Consider the following 21,836-nt stretch of genomic DNA (forward strand, 5'->3'; position numbering starts at 1 on the left):
CGAAATCTTAACCTTGGTTAAGAAAGTCTATTGATCCGGCCCCCCGTCCGCCGCTAGGGCGGGGGTATGTGGAAAATCCTGATTGTTCTGAGCCTTGCTTTTGCGACGGCGGCCCATGCCAACCCGAGCGGTACGATCCGCGTGATCGATGGCGACACGTTCGATATCGGCGGCGAACGGGTGCGGCTTTTCGGCGTGGATGCCCCCGAACTGGGCCAACCCTGCACGCTGGGGCGGCAGACATTCGACTGCGGGCGCTGGGTCACGGATCAGGTGCGCGCGCGCTTTGAGGGCCAGCGCGCCCGCTGCACCACGCGCGACGTGGACCGCTATGGCCGACAGGTCGCGACCTGCGATGTCGGTGGCGTCGATCTGGGGCAGGTGATCGTCACTGAGGGCTGGGCCACCGCCTATCGGCGGTATTCAATGCTCTATGATCTGGACGAAAAAGCCGCCGTCGTCGCGGCGCGCGGGCTCTGGGCCATGACGATGGAGGCGCCCGAAGACTTCCGTGCCACCAGCAATGCCGCGCCTGCCGCCCCCGATCCAGCCTGCAACATCAAGGGTAATATTTCGAACAGCGGGCGGATCTACCACCGCCCCGGCAACCGCGATTACGACCGCACGGTGATCAACGAGGCACAAGGCGAACGCTGGTTCTGCTCCGAGGCCGAAGCCCGCGCCGCAGGCTGGCGCGCCGCGCGGAATTGATCGGGATCAAGGCGCGGGCTGTGTGGCGCGCCTATGGTCGGGGCAGTCACAGTGAAAGGACGCCCCATGACCCATACTCCGCATGAATTGCACGAGGAATTTCCCGACCAGACCGAAGCCTTGCACGATCTCAAGACATCCGACGCGCATTTCGCAAAGCTTTGCGACCAGTATCACGACATCAACCGCGCCATCCACCGCGCCGAAACCGACGTGGAACCGACCGACGACGCGCATATGATCACGATGCGCAAGACGCGGCTGGGTCTGAAAGATGCGATCGCGTCAGCCCTGCGCGCCGCCTGATCAGGCGTCCGTGCCTTCTACGGTTTGCTGGAACCGTTCGAAAAACTGGTCGGCCATTTTCTTGGCGAAACCGCCGATGATCCGGTTGCCCAGTTGCGCAAGCTTGCCGCCGACCTTGGCCGTTGCGTTATAGGTCAGTTCCGTGCCGCCTTCGACGGTGGCAAGCACGACATCGGCGCTGCCTTTGGCAAAACCTGCGACCCCGCCTTTGCCTTCGCCAACGATGGTGTAGCTCTGGCCGGGGATCACATTTTCCAGCGTCACCTCGCCTTTGAACGTGGCCGACACGGGGCCCACCTTTTGCTTGACGGTTGCTGCGAACCCTTCCTCGGGCGATCCTGTCAATTCCTCGCAGCCCGGAATACAGGCGCGTAGGGTATCAGGGTTGTTCAGATGCGCCCAGACCGCATTGATATCCGCCGCGATCACGCGGTTGCCCGATAGTTCCATGATGATCCTCCCCGCTTGCGGTGATATTCGGCGGATGGCACATATTTTGCAATCCCCATCTTTCGCATCTTCCGAGCCCAAATATCCCCCGCGGAGCGTTTGCGGCTTTGCCGCAAAAAAAGGGGCGCAGCCCCTCGCACCGGACGCTGTCCGGCGCTCACCTCCCCGGATCAAGTCCGGGACAGGCTCCGTATTTTTGGAAAAAAGAAGTCTGGTCAGTCGAGCTGATAGGGCAACAGCCCGCGGGTGTTGGGATCCACGCGCAGATGCCGTTCCAAAGGCGGGACCGAGCGTTGATGGCAGTTGCGCCGTTCGCAGATCCGGCAGGATATCCCGATCGGCGCATAGGCGTCAGGTGCTGCGATATCCATGTGATCGGCATAAACGATGGCGCCTGCGTGCCGCACCTCGCAGCCCAGCCCGATGGCATAGCGGCGGGTGGGCGCATGATAGGACCCGCCCGATTTGCTGACATCGCGGGCCAGACAGAAATAGCGCGCGCCGTCGGGTGTTTCGGCCAGTTGCCGCAGGAATTGCCCCGGCAATTCAAACGCCTGATGCACGTTCCAGAGCGGACAGGCCCCCCCGAAGCGCGCGAATTGCAGGGTCGTGGCGGAATGGCGTTTGGTGATCGTGCCCGCCTGATCGACGCGGACAAAGAAGAACGGGATGCCTTTGGCGCCCGGGCGCTGCAGGGTGGACAGCCTGTGCGCCACCTGTTCCAGCGACGCGCCGAACCGTGCTGCGAGCAGTTCCAGATCGTGCCGCGTGTCTTGGGCGGCCTGCAGAAAGGCGTGGTAAGGCATCAGCGCTGCCCCTGCGAAATAGTTTGCCAGCCCGACCTTGGCGATGCTGCGTGCCTCCTCGGACTGGAACCGCGCGAGGTCGAGCGTGGCGTCCAGCAATGGAGCCTGCGTCACCAGCGCCAGTTGCAGCAAAAGTTGAAAGGTCTGCGTCGCCGGATGTGCCGAAGCTGACAGCGTCAACAGCTGTGTCGCGGGATCAAAGGCGCGCAGCGTATCGCTCGCGGCATAGCGCACGCCGATCCCTGCTGCGCCCAGCAAGCGGGTGGCGGCTTGCGCGATCGTCTCGTCCGGCTTGCACTGGCCTGCCATCCGCTCGGCGCTGCGGTCCACGGCGTCGATGTAATTGTCGCAATAATGAAAGAAATCGCGCACTTCTTCCCAAGGGCTGGGGCGCAAGCGGGCGTCCTCGCGGCCCAAAGCTTCGTCGAGGGATGCGAGCCGTTCATGCGTCTGGCGATACCCGCGATGCAGATCCAGAAAGGCGCGGGCCAAGGCGGGGGCATTAGCCGCCACCAGCCGCAAATCGGCCAAGGCGGGGGCGGTGCCGGTGAACACCGGATCGGCCAGCGCCTCGCGCAGGTCGCCGACCAAGCGCGCCTCGTCGCCCGATTGCAGTTCGGTCACATCGAACCCGAATTCCTGCGCCAGCCCCAGCACCACCGCCGTCGACACGGGGCGATTGTTGTTTTCCATCTGGTTGAGATAGGGCAGCGACACGCCAAGCTTGTCGGCAAAGGCCTTTTGCGTCATCGCCAGCCGTCCGCGCAATTCGCGCAGCTTGGCACCCGCATAGAGTTTCTGGATCGCCATCACGCACCTTTGCAACTTTGCGGGCTATGATTAGCCGCTGCAAAGCGCGCGTCAAGCGATCCGCTTTTCCCGCCAGACCACAAAGACCACCGACAGGAAGGCCAGCACCGATGTCACGAGCATGATCAGTTGCAAGGGCAGGGTGCCCGATTCGACCGTCAGGATGCTGCCTGCAAATTGCGACAGGGCTGCCCCGCCACCGATCATGATCGCGCCGCCCAGCCCGCTGGCCGTGCCGGCCAGATGCGGGCGCACGGAAATCGAGCCCGCCATGACGTTCGGCAAGGTCAGCCCGTTGCCCAGCCCCAGAAAGGTGCAAAAGCCGAAGAACACCAGCGGATGAATGACCCCCGCCAGTGTCAGCAGGACCGAGGTGCCCAGACCCACAATCGTGATGCCGGTGCCGATGAGCGCCATCTTGTTGATCCCCAGCCGGACCGAAAAACGCCCCGACAGGAAATTGCCCATCGCATAGCCGACAGCAGGCGCGCCGAGGGCCACGCCGTTCCACACCGGTGAAAGGCCGAAAATCGTGGTGCCGACAAAGGACGCACCCCCGAGCAGCGCGAAAAACGCCCCCGACCCGAAGGCCGCGCACATCACATAGCCCCAGAAGCGGGGGGACCGGAACAGTTCGGGATAGGACCGCACCTGCGCGCGAAAGCCCATGCCGCCTTGGGCCAAGGTCTCGCCCAAATCGTAATGCACCAGCGCCAGCGTGCCGATCCCCGCCAGCACCAGAAACACAAAGGTCGCGTGCCAGTCGAACGCCTGTTCCAGCGCGCCGCCGATCATCGGGCCGACCATCGGCACCAGCGCCATGCCCATCGTGACATAGCCGATCATCGATGCGGCCTGCGCATCGGGGACGATATCGCGCACGATGGCGCGGCCCAGCACCATACAGGTGGCGACCGCCGCTTGCAGGATGCGGAAAAACAAAAACGCCTCGACCGTTGTGGAAAAAAGCGCGCCGATGGTGGCAAGGATGAAGATCACAAGCGATCCCATCACGATCGGGCGTCGTCCGTACCGGTCCGACAGCGGCCCGACAAAGATCTGCAGCACCGCCGTTGCCGCCAGATAGCCTGACAGGGATACCTGCATGATTGCGTATTCGGTGTTGAAATAACTTGTCATCGCCGCCAGGGAGGGCAGGAAGATCGACATGTTCAGCGCCGAGATACCGGTGATCAGGATCAGCGTCAGGATGTGGGGCGGGGTCGTCCGGTCGAACAGCCGGACATCGGGTAAGGTTGTCATCTGGATTAGTTAGGACCGGGTGCCGGTGATGTCCATGCGCAAGATGAAATGCCAGTCAATTGAAGCCCATTCAAGAGCTGAAAAGCCTATGTTTTCAACACCCCATTTTGTGTGGAGCGGCGAGGATATCCTATTTGCAAGGTAATTGGCGTCCATCGAAATACCAGGTTTCGGACAACAAAAAAGGCCACCTGAGAGGGTGGCCTTAGTGAAACGCAGGTGAATCGGTCGGTTAGACGTCAGATCGGCGATAGAACAGGTCTTCAGTCTTGACCTTGCAGGGAATCGGATGGATCGACTTTGCCTCGAGTTGGGCTAGCAATTTCTGGGCAGGCAATGCTTGACGGTCGGCAAGCCTTCCAAGTGAAATGTGTGTTTTGGCGAACTTCTCGAGGTCGTCTCGAGATACATTCATCTTTATCTGGCGCTGGTTTAGTGGAATCGGGACACGACGAAGAAATGGGCTGCCATTGCTTTTCGCGGTCGCGAGCAGCCGTGAAACAGCAAGTCCCTCTACGCCGAGCCGTCGCGCCGCTTCGCTTTTTGTGACGTGAGGGGACACCGGTGACGCATAGAGGATCCTTTTCAGGTCTGCTGGATCAATCAGAAGGCCGCCGAAATCTCGCCGATCCCGAAGTCGATACACTGCCAGTTTTCGGTTGACGACCAACTTAATGATTGATGCCACCATCCAGCGCATCTCTTTCGATGCGCGCACCAAAGGCACTGCGGCTCTTGGAACGGCTGCAACCGTGGTCGCTCGCCGAAAAAGTGCGGTCAGAAATTTATCGAGAGAGGTGATGGTAAAGCGATGTAACATATCCGGTTCGCGCTCATCCACCTTGGGCTCCTCAGGAAATGCCCGCTCTGCAAAACACTCCAGCGCGATCGCACGTGCAACGATCGGTTCGCAGCCGAGGTAATCGCTTAAACCCGCAAAGGGTATGGATGACTTGATCCTGACGGCGACCGCATCGCCAGCGGTGCTGTCAAACACCATAGTGGGTCGGGAGTTGATGCCTCCGGGCTTCAAAATTCCTTCGTGGACGAGGCCACGTTCGAGGGTGAAACGCGAAATACCGAACTCGGATGCAAGTGTAGCGATGGTATGGCGTGATCGTTGCGGAACGGCGGTCCCCAGCAAGATCGTGCCGGCGGCGATCGGGAAGTTCTCGAGAATGAATGCACGCAGAAGCAGGCGGAAGGGGCCGGCATCTTCGTTGCGTTCAGCCCATTGAGTCAGCATCCGCATTGATGACTGGGGCGTGATTTTCGCCCCTGCCTTTCGTGCGGCGAGGCAGATATCTCCAAGACAGGAAATGACGTCGGCCTCTCCGCCAGACACAATGTCGTATCCGGCACGCTCCGCCTCAAGAAGGTGTTCAATGCTCAGATCTTCAGGTTTGGTGTGACGGTCGTAGAGCAACGATGTGCCAAGAACCCTCGCCGCGCGAACGACCTGATCAATGCGCTGCCGGTCCATCCATGAAGGTCCAACATTGCCAGCAACGCGATCCTCCACATACTGCTGCATCGGTGCGAAAACCTCGGTGCGCGAGTCGCCATTGGGTATCTTCACGCTGCCATTGACCGCATATAGATGGTCCGGCGACATAAAAATATGATCAGGGGCCGCAAGGTCCCATTTTGCCAACAGGGTCTTGTGCCGGGAACAGATCCTTGTCGATTCGAGGTGCCACAAAACACGACCAAAAGGGCGTGTGTCCTCTTCAATACATGCCGGGCAGTAAACGCCGACTTGCCAAGACAAAAAGTCTGCTCGAAAAACTTCGGCCTGAAACCTTCGCATGCAGTCGCCGACAGGCGCGACTGCGGCATTGGCGATCTGGACGACGTGGCCGCCGAACAGGTCGGCGAGGCAGTCGATGTCATGGTCCGAGGGCGTCAAGACAGCAGTGCGGTTCAGGCCGGTAAAAGAAAGGAGTGAGATCAGGTCCATCCTGGTCTGGGCCCGTGCAGAGCGCGCTGCCCAGGATACCAGGCTTTCACCATCTTCAATCGGGACTTGGGGAAGCATTGCCATGATTTATCCCAATGCAAGTCGGCGGAGTTGCCGGGCTGTGCGTGCGGCTTCAAATGCCTTCGCCTGAACATCAAGTTCGATACTGCGCCAGGCCTCTGCGACAAAGACGTTGCGATCCCACGGGCAGGTCTCCTTCATGCCCCAAGCTTCGGCGAAATGCTGACGTTCAAGTATCGAGTCACCGTCAAGCAGTGCCTGCTCTATCGCGTTGATGGTTGTTTCGATCGCACGCCCGAAACGATTTCTGCTCGCGTGGATCAGACGGCTGACGACAGCACCGTCCGGATTGAAGGTGAGTTTTGCACGCTCACAGTAATTGCGGATGATCTCGTCCAACGCATCTTCGTCAGTGCCGATTACAAGGTCCTTGGGAATGATCTTCGAGAAACGCCTATCAATCTGAGAGTCATAGCTGGTAATCTCTGCCAACCGCTCGGTGCCGCTCAGGATCAGGATTACGGCGGCACGACCTCGCATAAGGCTTTTCAGGTTTTTGACTGTGTCCTCGATTTCACGGGCAGATTTTGACAGGAACAGATCCTGTGCCTCGTCAATCCACAGGACCGTAGCACCGGTCGCCTCGATGCGCCGCCGCACCATATCGAACAAAGTCCACGCCTTTTCCCTGTCAGAGACTCGCGAGATCCCGAGTTCTCGCAGGATGGCAATCGCAACGCTCTTCTGCGTGGCTGGATTTTCCACTGCACATTGCACGACCCGCGGCGCGCCAGTTTCTGCACTGATCTCCAGAACGTCAAAGCTGTTGAGGACCTCTGCGATCGCGGTTGTCTTTCCCCCACCGGTAGGCTCGATCAGCAGGATCCCATGGGTTTCCAGTTCCGCGGTGAAACGCGCAGGTTCAGCAGTAAGATTTCCATCTTGGCCGACCTTCAGAAGCCGCCTCAATTGTTTCCGGATTTCGTCGTCACGTTCTGTTTCGACGTGGATGACACGAAGGCGTTCGATGATCTGCGCGGCGGCGTTCGACGTGGCGTCTGTATCAGTTGTCATGTGAAGTTACTCCTTGATTTTCATTTTGCTGGGGGCCGCACTTTTGGACTTTCGAGTGATCGCAGGATCGGTAGCTGTGACCGCATCGCTCTGAGGCGCGCGTGGCTCAATGCTGCGCCCAAAGCCGTCCTCGGAATCGCGTGTTTTGGGTGCGGACCTCTGGATCGAAAAGCCGCTGAACAGCGCTTCTCGGTCGATGAACGTTTTCTCGTTCCAATTGCGATCGACGATTTTGAACGCCTGTTGTTTCTGGGCATTCATGTCTTTGATCGCGTCGAGCGCGGCGAAAACAACGTTCTCATCCCACTCTTTGCGCTTTGGATCACCAGTGCGAAGCGCACGATTGGTGGCAGTCCACTCGGCAGCGCTGAGCCCATCAAACGGTTGATCATGACGGCTGACTTCATGGACGGTTTTCACTTCCATCCAACGACCATCGAGATGGACAGAGACTGCACCGATATCCTGATGATCCCAGCGCACATCAACGTCCTGATTGCCGTAGATCAGGAACCAACGGGCAAGTTCTTCAGAATGATACCGCAGACCAAGGATGGTGATGCCATCTTTTCGCAACTGTCGTGTCAGTGGGAGGCCAAATGCAAGCCGCTGATGTTCCCGCAGTGGCAGTGCGTGGAGCGGGTAGTTTCCAGCTTCGTGGTCTGCCTCCCATTGTTGCAGGGGGGTTCTGCCGCCAAGGCCCTCGTGTGAGGTGTTGTGATAGATGTCCACAATCCAGCGCACCAGAGCGAAGCACAAATCCTCGGGGTAAAGGCAAGCACGATCCTCTGAGGGGTGATCACCGCGCTGCAGGACGTTCGAAAATGTCCGGCCGGACAGCCGGGAGAACAGCTTCATGGACGCGGTCCGGAAAAGTCGTTCGATTGTGCCGCGCATGGAAGGGCTGCCAGCGATTGTGCGTAGCACATCAACACCGAGATCGGCGCAGGCATCCGTAAACCGGATGGATTTGAACACGCCGTTGTCTGCGACCAAGGTCTCGCATTTGCCGCTCGCGTTCCAAGGCGTCAAAGCGCCGACAGCATCTGCGAAATGCCCTTTTGGTGTCATGGTCATCCGCAAGCACTCAAGTGCTGCCGAGGTCGTAGGATTGCGTGTCAGCTGCATCCCTACGATCATCCTGGTGCGGCAATCGATAGCCACCACGAGCCACCAGCGATCTTTTGTATTGTCCAGACCGAGTTCGGTCAGCTCTTCGGTGGTGAACAGTCCGAGAAGGCCGCTCTGCGCCATGATCGTGATCAGATCGATCTTGGTCTCATCGATCTCGACGCGCTCAAAGGGTCTTGAAACCGTCAGGCCTTGGCCTACCGGCTTCATCAACTTTATGGCTTCTTTCTGGCCGCGACGCGCGACCAAAACCATGAACTTGTCCAGACTATTGATCAGCTTTCTTACTGCCTCCCGGCTCGGTATGCGCAAAGCGGACAGCCCTTTTTCAAGACGGGCCTCGTTTTCTTTTGTGAATACCTTGCGCACTTCTTGAGCGGTGGCTCCTGGCGAATGCCCGTTCAGGTGCAAGTAGAACTCGTTGACGGTCTTCATCATCAGCGCATTTTCTTCGGGTGAAAAATAGCTGGAATGATTTCCACGATTTGCGCATTTGTCGATCAAAGCCCACTTGCCCCCCGCCTTGACCAAAGCCACCCATTTACGGATGGTCCGCGCGTTTGCGGCCTCTGGAGTCAGCGATGCCCCGCCACCGCGAGGCTTCTTGCCGGTGCCGTCGCGGTATTTCCTGAGCTTTTCGACAGCGGCGGGATTTGGACAGTCCTTTTCCAAATAGTCAGCGGCATATTCGCGGATCATCGGCATATTGGCAGTGATGGATTCATCGCTCATCTTGATGCGGTTCTTCCCCAAAGACCGGTCGTTGAGCTCCATCAATGCTTGCGCCATTGCGTATCTGATATCGACCCGCTGCCGATGAGCAGGCGGCAAGTTCGGCGCAACAAGATCAAAAAAATTCCGCACCGACGCAGATCGCAACTGCGGCGGTAGGTAGTATTCCACTTCATGCAGGACTTTTCCGGCCGCACTAAGCCGGTTGAGTTGCGCCACATCGAAGGACTCAGTCAGGCCATTTCCATCAGCGGGAACCAAGATGGCCTGATCGCCACTCATGTAGGATAACCTCATCTGCTTTCCTTCGATCGTGATCCTGTCATGTGGACCCAAAACGAAGGACGGGAACCTGCGGTCAAAATCACGGCTCATTGGTGAGATCCTTTCCAAGAAACGAATTTTTTGGGTTTCATGCGTTTAGAAGGCACGGCTAACAGTTCGCGATGCGGTTTGAGGTCGATCTTGCATTCGTCGATTTCCACCCGCTCAAGGAGGCAAAGGCCGGTCAGGGCGCGGTCGAGTTCAAGGCTCATTGTTAGGTTCCTTTCCGGAATACGGTTGCTTTTGGTGTGATGCGTTCGCCGCCCCGGACGATCAGTTCGCCTGTCCGAATGTGGCGGAGAAGAGCCCTGTAGCCTTGGGCACCAAGACCGACCTGAAGTGTCAGATCGCGCAAGGTGCGTCCCCCAACCATCTCGTTGACGGTAAAAAGGGCGATCTTTTCAGCTTCAGGATCGCCTTCACGCATGACCGCGATGATCCGGGCGTTGTGAAGTTCGATTGGATCGAGATCCGTTTCGGAAATCAGCCTTGTGTCAACGGCGAAGCCATAATCACGGACCCACCAAGCCACCGTCTGCATGTGGCTGAGGAAATCCTCGCCAGGGATCTGATGCTCCATCCGCCACTTGGTGCGATTTTCCGGCTTGATCGTATACGCGATCTGCCGCGCATCATGCAGGGTCACCACGACGTCGAAAATATGATGTTGTTCGCGCTTTGGTCCGTAATAGAAGTAAACCTGCTCGCGCATCGTGGCGACATCGTGCCGTGCGTTCAGCACGTAGAAGACGCACTGCTCAAGCCAGGATTCGGCTTGCGTGCGGACACCTGCGCCGTAGCCAAGGACGGAATGCCCCGTGCAGTGGCCTTGAGAGGAGAGTGCGATGTTACGTTCGGCGAGGGAGGGACTGGGCAGCACGATGCCGCCCAAAAAATTAGGTGTCATGGGTGTTTCTCACATTTGGAGGCTGGCCACCGCCCAGAGATGAGGGCGGAGCATTTCTCATGTTTCGAACCGGTTAGCGGACCTGGCTTTGCTGATTGCGGGGCCAGAAGTCAGTTTTGGGTCCGCTGTAGTGGCATGGTGATCGGCAATGTCGGGCCGAGCCCTGCTTGCAACGTGTGCAAAAACAGGAATGCGGGTCGACAGGGCCGGATCGAGGATTGGCACTCAGTGAAGGGGTGAGAACAGCCTGTGTCCTTGCGTTTCGCGACTGAAACTGCTAGGATGATATTGTCAAAAGTGGGCACAGGTCTGTGTCTCAAACAATGGCGCTGGGATGTTGACGCATCTCGGCGTTCTTGTTTTTCGGGGTGGTTTTACGTCATCCTTTGGCTCCTTTCATTTATCGACAGTCGGCAGACTTTATTGACTTCCTGTCCAATTCTCGGCGCGGCGTGTAACACGGATTTTTCATTGTTGCGAGATGCGAATCCAAAAATTGTCATTGAAAAACAAATGCTTAAACCGTTATTTGGGGTGTCAAAATATGAGTTCCCACAACTTGCCGCTACTGCACGCAAGCATTTGTGCCCCGTATTTAGCCAATACTGATCAAGCAGGCACAACAGGCTGTTAGTGCCCTTGTGTATGTGCAGGACGATGAGGCTAGAATAAAAAGTTGCTGTAAGGAAAAAACTCGCGTGAGGTCTGAGTGGCTCGCCTGATGTGTAAAGATTCATGCCGCTACCTACCGGCTCATCAGCCCGATTCGTGCGCCCGAAAGGTGCCGCAACGGTGGTAAAAAGGGAGAGGATCATGTCGATATCCTTGATCATAGTGCCGCGCGATGAAATCGCGGCAATGAAACCGGATTTCAGGATTTGCAGAATAGGCAGTGTTGGATGGCCCGCCTCATGCGGGCCGAATAATCGCAGCGAGTTTTTCTAACGTGGTTCCCTGCAAGGTGCGTCTTTCCTCGATTTCAGGCTTCCTGTCGGCGGCGCTGACCGAGCCGAACATCGCCTTCAGCACCATACGGCCGACGCGACATGTCAACGCAGCGCTAGGTCCATCGTTCGTGACCGTCATTGTCAACGCCACATCCTCTGACAGCTTGAACCGATCTGTCGCCATAGCGTCGACATAGAGCGCAACCGCTTCACCAAAGGTGTTGGCGCGAACAAGATCTGCACTTAATGGGAATATCTTCAACTCATCAGGGTCGGGAAAGTGCCAATCTGCCCTTTCGGCAAGTTGTGCAAAAGGTTCGTCCGATATCGGCTCCTGCCGCACCGAAACCGGTCCACGTTTCAAGCTTGTGATGGCAGTAGTCGCAGCAGGAACATCCATCATTCCGGCTCCCGAAAGCACAGCGAAAGTCAGATTGACGACGTCCAAGCCGACCATCTGGGCCGCGCCCCTTCCTCGACCTGCCTTCGAACGAAGACCATGCTCAGAAAGGCGACGATCAAAGGTTTCAACCTTCGACTCGGGCAAGTCGAAAAGCTGTGCCACCGCCTTCACCATGTCCCCTGAGGTTGCCATCGTCCGCGTCTTTCGTAAAAATTTCCTATGAACAAATTCGCAGGTTCGTCAAAATGAGTCAATAATTTAAATGGAAAATTTTCCCATAAAAAGAAAATCTTGGGATACAGCAAAGTAAGCATCAATTTTATATAATTAAAACATATACTTATGCCGTTATTCGCAAGGTAACGACGCGATGAAACCTGGACTAAGACGGTCGCGGTGTGCTGAGATCGTCGTCTTGCACAACGGTTCTTCGCTAGCTGCTCCCAGCTATGATCTGCAGTGATTTGCCGCCAAGTTCCCGGAACGCCCTTTGCCGGCAGCTCAGGACGATGATCTGCAAGTCTCCTGCCTGCCGGTGTAGGGCGTCGAACATTCGCTCAATGCGATCGTCGTCAGTGTAGACCAGTGCATCATCCAAGATCACTGGTGCATGCCGGCCACCCTTTGCGAGTAGACGTGCAAAGGCGAGGCGCACAAGAAAGGCGATCTGTTCCTGTGTGCCACCTGACAGAACGTCGACGGATTCCACCTGGCCGTTTCGGGTCAGCGATTGTGGCAAGAGAGAGTCGTCGGCCCAGTTTAGCTCTGCATCGGGCCACAAGAGATGCATCAGTGGTCGCAGTTCTGCTGCAATGGGTTCAAAATATCGATCACGCGCCTCGGAACGCGCGCCGTCAAGCGCGCCTTGCAAGCGTTGTAGGACCTTCACCTCTCGGTCCACACGGGCAAGATGCCCTCGTGCTACTTCAAGCTTTTCGTCAGCTTCCTGTAATTGTTCCTCGACCGCTTCGCCAGCGTTACCGGAAATCCGTTCGGTCAATGCTGCAATAGTAGGTCGCAAGGCATCAATCCGGTCTTGTGCTGCGTTCACTACTGACTGCACGCGTTTCAGGGTGGCCTCTGTTGCTGCAATGTCCAGGGCGGTGTCGCGGATGCCTTTAAGCTCAATTTCCGCCTGTTCGCGGGTGGCGTGAGCTTGTTTCGTCAAGGCTGCTAATTCTGCCTCGTCTTGGGACGCCAGCCGCTTTAGCGCGGCGCTTGTCATTTCCAGCCGCTCTGCGGCAGCTTCCTGTCGAACGGTTGCCTCTGCCCTTTTGGTCCGTGCGATATCGCGGCGTTCCCGCAGAGCCTCTCGGGTTGCGGCGAGTTCCGCCGCCTGTCCGTTGGCCGCTTGCCATTCGGCCTCTGCCGCATCCGCCTCAGGCAGATCGGTGTGATCCTCTTGCGTCGCCATGGGGAGTGCAGCAAGTTGCCGCTGCAATTCCTCGATGCCCTTCGGCGCAAGTGCGGCCAACTCAGCTTGAAAACCTGTCAGCCGTCCCGAAGCTTCCTGCCGCTTGCGGTGCGCCGTAAACGCATCCTCCATCGTGGAATAACCAAATCCACTCAGTGCCTTTGCAATTTCGCGCTCGGCTCGCGCCACATCTGTCAGTCCGTCGGGGCCTTCGCCCGGGTGGATAGTCAACGCGCCCAGCCCGTCAACTTGCAGGACAGTGGCGGTGTGGAGCGGGTGGACTTTGTCATGTTCGAGCGGTGTAGCGCCGTCGCGCACAGCGCCTTCACAGCCTGGCGTGTAGCGCATTGTGACCCGCGTGGCCGTGCTGTCCCGTAATGCGCGCGCGGTCGTAAACGCGGCTGCAAGGCCGCGCAGCCGCTCAATTTCGGCGCTGTCAGGCCCGACAGACGCTTCTGCCGTGGCGGTTTCGACCGCTTGCCGCGCAACCCCGGCTTTCGCGATGCGGTCCTGCAACTCGGAGCGACGTTCATTCGCGGCATCGGCTGCAAAACGGGCCTGCACCCGCCCCAGCATGTATACGGCGTGCTTTAACCGCAGCTCGGCGGCCTCATGCTCCGCCATGGCGTCTGTGTGCGCCTGCTCAGTTTCAACAAGCGTTTCATTCGCCTCCTTCAGCTTCACTGTCGCATCTTTGCCCTTCTGCAAGGCATCAGCTTGATCCTTTGTCGCAGTCCTGTGGGCCTCAAGGTCACGCTGCGCCCGGTCGGCGGCTTGGGTTGCCGATTCAAGTGCCAGCACGGCTGCTTTCACCTGATCTGCATGGGCCAAGGCTTCCTGATGTGACACCGATGCAGCGGTAAGCCGCGCAGTCCGGTCGGCGATAGCGTCAGGAGCCTCGATCTCCGCCAGTTCACGCCTAAGCTTTGTCCGCTCGGTCAGGGCGGATTGCAGGATTTCGACCCGTATCGCCAATGCATCCCGATCAGCCGTCAGCGCATCGAGCTGTTGTAAAGCCTCGGCCCAGGGGCCACCCGTCCGTGGCTTCCCTGTGGGGGTGGCATAGGCCCCAAGCTCTTCGCGGCAGCGAGCCAGCGCTGCGTCCATGCGGCGCCCCCCCGTCATCGCTTCGACTTCGCCGGTAACCGATGAGAGAAGATCGCGTCGGGCGTCCAAAGCAGCTTGCTGCTCTTTGTTACTGCCATCGGCAAGACTGGTCAGGCCCTGCCGCACCCACAAAAGGCCCGATGGACCGCCATCGCCCCCGCCCAACAACTGCCCGATCCACGCCTCAGCCAAATCTGCCTGAGCAATCAACACACCTGCGCGGCTGACGCGGGCTTCGGGTTTGTTGAACCAGCGCTTTGAGACGTGGAAAATACCCTCGGGCGTTTCAAGCTCCACAGTGACTTCCGGCGCGCCACCGGCATGCGGGCGCAGCTGGCCAATCTCTTTGCCGCGAGAGCCATGGGGCACAAAGAATAGCGCGCGGAGCGAGTCAAAAACCGTCGACTTGCCGAACTCATTTGGGGCGCACAGCACGTTCACCCCGTCCGCAATCCCATCGATCCGCACCGGATCCGTGAAACGCCGCACGTCTTTTAGTGTTATCGCGCGCAGTTTCATCGCGCGCCCTCCGTCGCATAGGCGTAAAGCCGATTGAGCGCCGCCGCTGCGATATCGCGCTCCGCTTCGGCCAGTGCGCCGTTGCCGGCCTCTGCCATTAGACGCTCTGCGGCCAGCCGCATTGCTCCGGCTTGGTCAATCGCGTCGAGATCGGTGACATTGTGCAGCGTGCCTACTCTTTCGGAAATCAGGTCGAGCAGCGCGAATTCGGGCGCATGCCGTTCCGCTGCAACTCCCAGCGCTGCATGACCCGCAAGAGACGTCCAGCCGCTCGCCTTGATACGGAGCAGAGTGTTACGCCGGTCAGCCGTTGGCAAAAGTGCGGCCAACGTCAGCGCGGTGTCTTCGCCTTCATGCAATGGTAAGCCGATGTTGGACCACAGGAAGCTGCCTGTCTCAATTGCAGCCACTTCCGGGATGGCCCCGCTCTGCGCAAGGGTTACCGCAAGACACTGCCCTCGCACGCCATGCTTGAACCGATCTTGCTCCGGCGTGCCCGAATACTGTGTCCGTGGCGTGACCTGTAACCGGCCATGCCAGTCACCCAACGCGAGATAGTCAAGGCCGGCGCTACGGTCGCGATCTGGCGGGATCTGTTCGCCGCTTTCGACAAAATCGACCACCCCACCATGGGCGAGCCCTATCCTAAGCATCCCTTCTGGCGTGGCGATACCCGGCAGATCCTTTGTCAGATCACGCCCTGTCGTGCGCACAGGAACGGGGCAGGGCAAAAGCGCTACCCCCGGTGCAATCTCGACTACGTCGGTTGCCCTCAGCGCATGCACATTCTCAGGCGCATCCTTCACAATCTCGTCCCAGACCGGCTCAGCATTGCGCAGATTGTCGTGGTTGCCGGGTAACAGCCACCAATGCACTTCCAGCGCATCACGCATGGCCGCCAGCGCCTGCCGCAGCACCTGCCGCGATGGCGTTGCGGAATCGAATGTATCCCCTGCCAAAAGCACATGTTCCGCGCCATGCTCGCGCGCAGCATTCGCCAGTTGCCGGATCTTGTCGAAGCGAGCTTCCATCAAGCGGCCGCGCAAGTTCCCGTCTGCTGGCTCCGAGATGTTGGCAAATCGCCGACCAATGTGCAGGTCGCTGGTATGAATAAAGCGGAAGGAAATAGATCAGACCTCGATGACAATGAAAATGGGCTCGGCGTGGAGATTGCCTATCACCTAAGTGACCGGCGTAGCGGTTGAAATGCAAGACATCAAAGTGCGGGATACAGCCTGGCCGTGCAATTCTTGTGGGGCTTGAGCCGACGGGGCCTTGGGATCGGCCGATGCTGCCTCACTGCCCCCCCGGCGCCGCCAGTATGTTTCCGGCCCCAAACATAGTCCGTGCGGCAGCTAGCGCTTCTGCGCTGAGGGTCTGCGTTGCCAAAACCGCCAATCTTGTCTCTGGCCGAGAGATCGCGACATAGAACAGGTTCCGTGCCCGATGAAAGCCGCTGACCTGCTTGGCGGGAATATCTCCAGTGTGCAGTTGCTCGAGAAAGCGCGGCCAATTATAATGGTTCCAGCCCCCACTAAGGACGACGAGCACGTTTTCGAATTGTGCGCCCTTGACACTGTGTTGAGTCGCAAAAGGCGTAAAACCTTCGACGAACTTTTTCACCTCAACAAGTTCCGAATAGCGGACATTGCGGAGGGCACGATGCCGCTTCAGAGAGTTAGGTTCTTCCTGTGTCTCATCAGGTCCAAGGGCCAGTATTTCGGCCTCCCGGCCAAGCACTCGCTCGCTCAGGCGGGGCCGGGCAGTTGACTTCAGATGGTCGATAACATCACCGATGGTGCCATTGAGGCGTAGATAGACAAGTCGATCCATATCTGCGGCCCAGGCGGCCTTGTCCGTATATGATCGGATAGTGGGCGCGCGGCCCATATGGGAAAACATTTCGCCAAATTTGCGGGCCATATAGGCCGCGCAAACAGGCTCAACCAAGTCGATTAGACAGGCGATCAGCGGGTCTTCCTTCTTAACGAACGCCTCCTTGTGCTCGAATATAGCCGCAATTGTCGGGTAGCCCTGTTTGGCCGCAATCGCGTTGTGGGTAAGCATAAGTATCTTCGTCCGGGTCGGAGAAAAATCCCAGCCATCCGTCGTGAGGCGATCTTTTAGGCGCTCTACCGTCGCAGCATGTAAGTCTTCCTGTAGATCATCCTTGTATGGACTAGCCGTTCTTCTTTCACCGCCGAGCCCATTGCAATGGAAGAACCGCGCTTCGCCTAGAGCTTGCGGGTCCCGAACCGCCTGCGGAAGTTGGGGGCGGAGGTTGTTCAGGACATCGACGACGGCCGGCACCGACCGGAAATTTGAGCCCTTATCAATCCCTATGACATTCGGAAAGGCTGTCAGTTCGTAGTCGCTGCGATAAATGGTTTGCCAATGATCGCCGAACAGACCGGTGACCGGGCCTTCATTGGCAGCAAAGAAATGCTCCGACATCGCAGACATAACGGTGGGGTCCGTGTCTTGGTATTCATCGATGAATAGAACGGGATAGAGCCCGGTAAACAATCGCCTGATTTTTGGCTGAGCAAGTAGACTGGCGAGGAATTTCGGCACGTGGTCGTGGTGGAGGGTAATACGTTTGTCATCAATTCCAAAGAAGCCGAGATTATATTCGACAACCTGATCCTTAACCCCGCCCGCCGCTTCGATCGCCTCAACCTCCCGATCCGAGGTCAGCGCGGCGACCTTTTCCCGAAGCGCCTTCTGGTGCTGGGACAGGAATGACCACGCAAAGCCATGAATGGTGTTCACGAGGATCGCGGGATGATCCTCGATGTCCTGCGCTATCTCTTTGCGCGCAACCTCCGTGTAGGTGATGCAGGCAACCTTCTGCCCAGCGCGGATCAGAGCCGGTCCCCGCTCCGAGATGATCTTCTTAAGGGCCTCAACCAGAGAGTAGGTTTTGCCTGCACCGGCGCCGGCTTCAAGACGGAAATTGAGTCCGTCTTGCAAGCAGGCCTCAACTCGCTCCTGCGCGGCCCGCGCCGCGGCAACGGCCGGCGAGATCTCCCCCGTCAAAGCACGACCTCGGCCTGGGCGGCCGCTTCCGCTACCACCGGATCAATTTCGGGCGGCGGCACTTGGATCGCCGGTGCAGGCGGTGGCTCAGAAAGCCACACCAGCGCTTCCCGTATATAAAGCGGCACGTTCCAATTCTCTGGCATCAGTGCAAAGCGGATTGCCTCGGCGGACTTACCGAATTCGGCCGCCTTCTCCCAAGCGATTCGAGCCGCTGTGGGGTCGTTTGCAATTTCAAATCTTGGCAAATTGGCGAGAATGAGCGCATCCTCATAACTGCGGGCACAGTGGTTGGAGCCTTCTTCCGGGATCTGATAGGCGAGCCGGTAGAAATTCCGTGTTTTCTCCACCGAGGTCTTTGCGCGTAACTCCGCCATCGAAATTGCAGGGTCTTCAAACCATGCCTTCAGAGCGCTGTTCGAGGTCCGCTCCCCGTCTTCGGTAGGGCATTTCCGATACTTGCCGTTAATCAGCTGAACCGCATCAAGGTCCGTTATCACTATGGATTTCAGCTCAAGATAATCCAAGAGCGGGAAGAACTTTTGGGCATAGGCGCCGCCGATCTCCATGACAGTCAGATACTGTCTGCCGAGGCGGTTGGCTGCATCAAGTGTCTCGTCGACCATACGTATGATACGTGGCATCACGATCCGCTCGCTGGCACCCTCGACCAAAATAGCCTTGTCGGCAAAATAAAGATCGCACTTTGTCAGCGTCATATACTGCTGCAGAAATGCGCGGTCATCCGGCGATATTGTTGCAGCGCCCCTCCGGAAGTCCTTAACCTTGGTCTTGCGGCAGCCCGGCGTTTGTGAGGGGACGTTCAGGAAGTATCTGATGGCGTCAAACTTAGCGGCATTGGCCAGGTGCGACGAATGGGTCGAGACCACAAACTGGGCCGCCCAGGCCGGTTCGTCCGCGTATCGATCAGAAAGAATGCCGATAGCGGCGTTCAGCTGTGAGATAAAAACCTCCTGCATCTGCGGATGAAGATGCGCCTCCGGCTCCTCGATAAAGACCAGATGAACCGCAGGTCGGGAGGGTAGGTTGCGATAGGATTTATGAATGGTTTCGAGCTGGAAAAGGATGTAAATCAGGTTTCGGGTTCCCAACCCGTTGTAACCCTCGGGCAGATGGACACCGTCCATTCCGGAGTAGAGAATGCGGGTATTGTCCGTCAGCACGCTTTCGATATCGATAGTAGTATGCGGCCTCAGTTCGGTGTCATTCAGGCCGGGAAATCCGAAGAGGCTCAAAGCAGGCAACAGGCCGCGCAATTGCGTATCGAAGCCGCCTTGCATTGCGCTTTCCACCCGCGCAACGGAATCTTTCATCTGTGACACAATCAGCTGATCTTCCGGTGCTGCAGTGAGCGTATCTGCAGTCCGGAAAAGCTGGCTCAGGAGCTTGCCGATCACATCCGGATCGCCCTTCTTCCCGGGTTCCAGCGTCCGCTGAGCGCCAATAAAGCCCACCTGGATTAGTGCAGAGAGCTCGGCGGAATTTGCGAACATGCGGCGATTGGTGGGGTCCGTTGGATCGATCGCACACACACGAAGCGCGTAGACATGCGGAATTTGCATACGAAGATGCCGGAAGAATGCGACATTGGGATCGGTGGGCAAGGGGGGCTCAGGGTCTAAGTCTTCTACACCGGCCTCGCCTTCTGCGAGAACAGGCAGGTCGAGGAGGTCCCCTACCTTAGAGAGAACAGGCGCATATTCGATTCTTGCGATAGCAATTCTGCAAGCCGGGTCCAGATCAATGATGAACGGTGAAAGCGGCCCAAGGTCTCCGGTTGCCTCGTAGCTGAAAGTGAGATCCAGCGAAATGGTGGGCAGCGCATCTAGCAAAACACTTGCCGGCGCATCGCCGTCAACGCGCTGTGTCCGGCATGCAACAAAAGCCGCGCGAAGCGATGCTGAAAAATCCTCCAGCCGGAATTGCCCTGCCTTATCACCAACAAAACGGTCTAGCACCTCGGTCAGAGATGTCTTGCCGCTGTTATTGCGACCTACGATGACCGTTGAACTGGCCTCGACAGAAATTTCTACATCTTCAAGAAGCCTGAAACCGCGCACATGTATCCCGGTCAGTCTGATCATAACATTTCCCGCTCGAACATTTACGGATTGATGCCAGCTCAACCACCGGGTGTCACCATGTTTTTGATCCGGCTTCTTACTTTGCCAGAGTTATCCCGCACTCAAAGCATGAAGCTGCATCGTCGCTTGTCTGTCTTTCATCCGAAAATGCGCCCATGCCAGTTGCGGCCGATGCCCCGCACCAATGTCTAGGTCGACAGCGCGAAACTCGTCGACCCCATCGCAAACCGAAAGCTGGTCCGGATATCGCAGGTCTTCTCGCAGGGCAGGGGTATGGCCATGGACGGCGACCGTAGGTCGGGTCTGTTGGCGGGCAGGATCTGGATCGTTCGCGTCCCATCCCCCCGTCCAATCAAGAAAAGGATAGCGGATCGTTGCCCAGTGATCGTCCGTCCTGACATTCCGACGATCCTGTTCAAGAAATGCCGCCCTGTCGCGATGCGGATGGATGCCCGCATGAACGAAAATCAGATCGCCAAGGACGAGATAACTTGGGCCATGGGCGATTTGCTCAAAATAGGCGGGCGGGATTTGTTTCTGGAGATGAGAAGTGATCTCTGACCAACTGTTTTCTCGCCAGCACAGGTCCGCCTCCGCCAGCACGTTTTTGCCGCCATTCATCAGCCAGTGTTCGAGCGCGTCATCGGCCTCGAGTGCGTCCAGCAACATCAGGTCATGGTTGCCCGGTAGGATATGGAGATGATCGGCGGCAGCCAGCGTAAGGCCATTCACCGCCAGATGAATGCTGGCGATAGACTTCGGGCCACGGTCAATCAAATCGCCGAGGAAAACCATATGGCGGACCAGAGCGGTTCGCGGGGTCTGGGCGATCGAGGTGAGGGCCACTTCGAGCAGATCAGCCTGACCGTGGACGTCGCCGATCGTAAATATCTCGGTGCTACCGGGCAACGCACCGGGCAAATTGCGCCACGGTAGGCTTAAGTGTTTCAGGTGTGGGCCGGTTCGGGACGTTTCGAAGTCATCAGTCACACCAATCCCTTTTCGAAGATAGCCACCTCAGTCCCCTTAGCGATGTGCTCGTCATACCCGAGCGACACATTCCGCACGAAGGTGCCGCCGCGCTGGATGTCCATTTGCACATGTGTATGGCCGAAGAGCCATTGTTTTGGCTTATATCGGTCGATCATGTCGCTGAGATCCGACGCATAGGCCGGGGCCGCAGTAAACCCCTCGGGGATGCAGGCCGGCAAAGGCGCATGATGGGTGACCACAATTGTGTCCCCTCCAAAAGCTTTTGCCAAATGTGTTTCCAGCCAGGAGCGGTGGTCCGCGTGGACACGCACAATATCAACCGGACGAATTCGGCGGTGGCCGGCACCGGCTAGACGTATGTATCTGTAATCATTAAGTTGGTGCGCCGCATCGCGCATCCCGATTTCCACAGACCCTTGGAGCGCGAAATCGGTCCAAAGGGTGCAGCACAGATATCGCGTGTCACCAATGAAGATCAATCGCTTCTGAGCAAAATTCGCTCCCTCCGTCTGGCATATTAGAGCAAGCCGTGCGTCGTCGTCGACCGAATGGTGATAGTAGTCGTGATTTCCGGGCACCACCCAGACCCGACGAAGGTCAATGTATCCGCTCAAATGCTTGAGAACGTTCGGCCAGCGTGTTTTGGGCTTGTCGCTCAAATCCCCCGCAATGATCAGCGCATCCAGCGACGAAAGGGTGCCCGGTGCAAGACCCGCAAGCGGATCCCGGCGGACAGTCAGCCACCGATCAAGATGCAGATCGGCGATCACCATCACCTTGCCCGACGTATGTGCCAATTCGCTGTCCCCGCCTT

General features: G+C 57.9%; 18 protein-coding genes. 2 read left to right on the top strand and 16 right to left on the bottom strand.

The window, feature by feature from the left end:
• Window positions 1-66 precede the first annotated feature (66 nt).
• Both VCK47_RS16220 and VCK47_RS16225 read left to right on the top strand, forming a co-directional pair.
• The gene (locus VCK47_RS16220) at window positions 67-711 is read left to right on the top strand and encodes a thermonuclease family protein (protein WP_322891456.1); all 645 of its coding nucleotides are present in this window, start codon (window positions 67-69) and stop codon (window positions 709-711) included.
• 66 nt (window positions 712-777) lie between these two features.
• Window positions 778-1,017, top strand: a complete 240-nt coding sequence (locus tag VCK47_RS16225) for a YdcH family protein (RefSeq protein WP_322891455.1) — start codon at window positions 778-780, stop codon at window positions 1,015-1,017.
• Here the strand turns inward: VCK47_RS16225 and VCK47_RS16230 are convergent, their stop codons facing one another.
• The 16 genes from VCK47_RS16230 to VCK47_RS16305 all read right to left on the bottom strand — a co-directional run bounded on the left by VCK47_RS16230 (window position 1,018) and on the right by VCK47_RS16305 (window position 21,819).
• On the bottom strand, window positions 1,018-1,467 hold the full coding sequence (locus VCK47_RS16230) for a carbon monoxide dehydrogenase subunit G (protein ID WP_322891454.1): 450 nt from the start codon (window positions 1,465-1,467) through the stop codon (window positions 1,018-1,020).
• 215 nt (window positions 1,468-1,682) lie between these two features.
• The gene (locus VCK47_RS16235; RefSeq protein WP_322891453.1) at window positions 1,683-3,083 is read right to left on the bottom strand and encodes a helix-turn-helix domain-containing protein; all 1,401 of its coding nucleotides are present in this window, start codon (window positions 3,081-3,083) and stop codon (window positions 1,683-1,685) included.
• Between the two features lie 51 nt (window positions 3,084-3,134).
• The gene (locus VCK47_RS16240) at window positions 3,135-4,346 is read right to left on the bottom strand and encodes a multidrug effflux MFS transporter (RefSeq protein WP_322891452.1); all 1,212 of its coding nucleotides are present in this window, start codon (window positions 4,344-4,346) and stop codon (window positions 3,135-3,137) included.
• Window positions 4,347-4,578: 232 nt separating this feature from the next.
• Window positions 4,579-6,390: a TniQ family protein gene (locus VCK47_RS16245; protein ID WP_322891451.1), complete on the bottom strand. Its 1,812-nt coding sequence runs from the start codon at window positions 6,388-6,390 to the stop codon at window positions 4,579-4,581.
• Between the two features lie 3 nt (window positions 6,391-6,393).
• The gene (locus VCK47_RS16250; RefSeq protein WP_322891450.1) at window positions 6,394-7,401 is read right to left on the bottom strand and encodes a TniB family NTP-binding protein; all 1,008 of its coding nucleotides are present in this window, start codon (window positions 7,399-7,401) and stop codon (window positions 6,394-6,396) included.
• Window positions 7,402-7,407: 6 nt separating this feature from the next.
• Window positions 7,408-9,639 (bottom strand): Mu transposase C-terminal domain-containing protein, encoded by a 2,232-nt coding sequence (locus tag VCK47_RS16255; RefSeq protein ID WP_322891449.1) that lies wholly within the window; start codon window positions 9,637-9,639, stop codon window positions 7,408-7,410.
• Complete coding sequence (locus VCK47_RS16260; protein WP_322891448.1) at window positions 9,636-9,800, bottom strand: hypothetical protein; 165 nt, start codon at window positions 9,798-9,800, stop codon at window positions 9,636-9,638. Before VCK47_RS16260 ends, VCK47_RS16255 begins: the two co-directional genes overlap by 4 nt.
• A 2-nt stretch (window positions 9,801-9,802) precedes the next feature.
• On the bottom strand, window positions 9,803-10,495 hold the full coding sequence (locus VCK47_RS16265; protein WP_322891447.1) for a hypothetical protein: 693 nt from the start codon (window positions 10,493-10,495) through the stop codon (window positions 9,803-9,805).
• A 374-nt stretch (window positions 10,496-10,869) separates the two neighbouring features.
• Window positions 10,870-11,310, bottom strand: coding sequence for a hypothetical protein (locus tag VCK47_RS16270; RefSeq protein ID WP_322891446.1), 441 nt, complete (start codon window positions 11,308-11,310; stop codon window positions 10,870-10,872).
• Window positions 11,311-11,404: 94 nt separating this feature from the next.
• A complete protein-coding gene (locus VCK47_RS16275) occupies window positions 11,405-12,037 on the bottom strand; it encodes a hypothetical protein (protein WP_322891445.1) in 633 nt (210 codons plus the stop codon).
• 241 nt (window positions 12,038-12,278) lie between these two features.
• A complete protein-coding gene (locus VCK47_RS16280; RefSeq protein ID WP_322891444.1) occupies window positions 12,279-14,885 on the bottom strand; it encodes a chromosome segregation protein SMC in 2,607 nt (868 codons plus the stop codon).
• Window positions 14,882-16,012, bottom strand: coding sequence for a DNA repair exonuclease (locus VCK47_RS16285; protein WP_322892304.1), 1,131 nt, complete (start codon window positions 16,010-16,012; stop codon window positions 14,882-14,884). Before VCK47_RS16285 ends, VCK47_RS16280 begins: the two co-directional genes overlap by 4 nt.
• A gap of 169 nt (window positions 16,013-16,181) precedes the next feature.
• The gene (locus tag VCK47_RS16290) at window positions 16,182-17,924 is read right to left on the bottom strand and encodes a UvrD-helicase domain-containing protein (protein WP_322891443.1); all 1,743 of its coding nucleotides are present in this window, start codon (window positions 17,922-17,924) and stop codon (window positions 16,182-16,184) included.
• Window positions 17,921-20,029, bottom strand: coding sequence for an ATP-dependent nuclease (locus VCK47_RS16295; RefSeq protein ID WP_322891442.1), 2,109 nt, complete (start codon window positions 20,027-20,029; stop codon window positions 17,921-17,923). The genes VCK47_RS16290 and VCK47_RS16295 overlap by 4 nt, the downstream gene beginning before the upstream one ends.
• 90 nt (window positions 20,030-20,119) lie before the next feature.
• On the bottom strand, window positions 20,120-21,019 hold the full coding sequence (locus VCK47_RS16300) for a metallophosphoesterase (RefSeq protein WP_322891441.1): 900 nt from the start codon (window positions 21,017-21,019) through the stop codon (window positions 20,120-20,122).
• Entirely contained in the window at window positions 21,016-21,819 is an 804-nt protein-coding gene (locus VCK47_RS16305) for a metallophosphoesterase (RefSeq protein ID WP_322891440.1), read from the bottom strand. The genes VCK47_RS16300 and VCK47_RS16305 overlap by 4 nt, the downstream gene beginning before the upstream one ends.
• Window positions 21,820-21,836: the final 17 nt, after the last annotated feature.

It is taken from the genome of Yoonia sp. 72, assembly GCF_034652275.1.
Classification (GTDB): domain Bacteria; phylum Pseudomonadota; class Alphaproteobacteria; order Rhodobacterales; family Rhodobacteraceae; genus Yoonia.

Bases quoted from the DNA above. Each gene is read 5' to 3' on its own strand.
- VCK47_RS16270 (WP_322891446.1), bottom strand. From the start codon at position 11,310: ATGATCCTCTCCCTTTTTACCACCGTTGCGGCACCTTTCGGGCGCACG.
- VCK47_RS16220 (WP_322891456.1), top strand. From the start codon at position 67: ATGTGGAAAATCCTGATTGTTCTGAGCCTTGCTTTTGCGACGGCGGCC.
- VCK47_RS16250 (WP_322891450.1), bottom strand. From the start codon at position 7,401: ATGACAACTGATACAGACGCCACGTCGAACGCCGCCGCGCAGATCATC.
- VCK47_RS16230 (WP_322891454.1), bottom strand. From the start codon at position 1,467: ATGGAACTATCGGGCAACCGCGTGATCGCGGCGGATATCAATGCGGTC.
- VCK47_RS16245 (WP_322891451.1), bottom strand. From the start codon at position 6,390: ATGGCAATGCTTCCCCAAGTCCCGATTGAAGATGGTGAAAGCCTGGTA.
- VCK47_RS16280 (WP_322891444.1), bottom strand. From the start codon at position 14,885: ATGAAACTGCGCGCGATAACACTAAAAGACGTGCGGCGTTTCACGGAT.
- VCK47_RS16240 (WP_322891452.1), bottom strand. From the start codon at position 4,346: ATGACAACCTTACCCGATGTCCGGCTGTTCGACCGGACGACCCCGCCC.
- VCK47_RS16255 (WP_322891449.1), bottom strand. From the start codon at position 9,639: ATGAGCCGTGATTTTGACCGCAGGTTCCCGTCCTTCGTTTTGGGTCCA.
- VCK47_RS16260 (WP_322891448.1), bottom strand. From the start codon at position 9,800: ATGAGCCTTGAACTCGACCGCGCCCTGACCGGCCTTTGCCTCCTTGAG.
- VCK47_RS16225 (WP_322891455.1), top strand. From the start codon at position 778: ATGACCCATACTCCGCATGAATTGCACGAGGAATTTCCCGACCAGACC.
- VCK47_RS16265 (WP_322891447.1), bottom strand. From the start codon at position 10,495: ATGACACCTAATTTTTTGGGCGGCATCGTGCTGCCCAGTCCCTCCCTC.
- VCK47_RS16235 (WP_322891453.1), bottom strand. From the start codon at position 3,083: ATGGCGATCCAGAAACTCTATGCGGGTGCCAAGCTGCGCGAATTGCGC.
- VCK47_RS16275 (WP_322891445.1), bottom strand. From the start codon at position 12,037: ATGGCAACCTCAGGGGACATGGTGAAGGCGGTGGCACAGCTTTTCGAC.
- VCK47_RS16295 (WP_322891442.1), bottom strand. From the start codon at position 20,029: ATGATCAGACTGACCGGGATACATGTGCGCGGTTTCAGGCTTCTTGAA.